Source organism: Flavobacterium xizangense (genome assembly GCF_054075145.1).
The window spans coordinates 1-271 of record NZ_JBSIPG010000111.1 but is presented as its reverse complement, the minus strand read 5'-3'; the positions used below and the strand labels follow the sequence as shown (position 1 = coordinate 271).

Genomic DNA, 271 nt, shown 5'->3' with positions numbered 1-271 from the left:
CAAGATTTCCTAAATTTTACGCAGCGGCTGGAGCTAACGATACAGAAATGATGTGGGAATGGGGAACAGGATACCGTTTTACAAAAGTGGAAGGTTTTTACGATACCGAAAATAAAGTAATGTCTATACATACCGGAAGTACGATAGCAGGAGCTGAAGGTGCTTATAAACAAGGCGTAAATGCTTATAGAGATGTTACTTTAAACTTAACTGTTAATGCTATTGTCGGGCAAAACGCTCCGAAAATCAAAATTAAAGCTGATTTCGACAA

The 271-nt window shown here is 38.0% G+C and carries 1 protein-coding gene; it reads left to right on the top strand.

The window, feature by feature from the left end; all coding sequences use genetic code 11:
* Nucleotides 1–271: MbnP family protein (locus ACWA1B_RS22725; RefSeq protein WP_456910889.1), on the top strand; the 271-nt coding region annotated here is incomplete at both ends.